We start from the raw sequence: 216 nt of genomic DNA on the forward strand, positions 1-216 counted from the left end.
ACCACGCCCGAGCCGGGGGTCAGCTGCCAGTTGTAGCCGATCTGGCCGCCGCCGACGAAGCCGTCGGTGTTGGAGCGGTTGTTGCTGAAGCCGAGGGCGGCGGAGGTGCCGGGGGCGACCAGGCCGCTGGCGCCGTTGACCACGACGACGGTGGGGGTCTGGCGGTCGTTACCGGTGCCGAAGCCGTAGCCGGCGTTGAAACCGGCGTAGAAGCCC

The 216-nt window shown here is 71.3% G+C and carries 1 pseudogene; it reads right to left on the bottom strand.

The features are described 5' to 3' along the window. Nucleotides 1-216 (bottom strand): annotated as a pseudogene (locus AX737_RS24485) (porin family protein); the annotation flags it as partial.

It is taken from the genome of Methylobacterium sp. CCH5-D2 (assembly GCF_001556475.1).
In the GTDB taxonomy this organism is placed as follows: domain Bacteria; phylum Pseudomonadota; class Alphaproteobacteria; order Rhizobiales; family Beijerinckiaceae; genus Methylobacterium; species Methylobacterium hispanicum.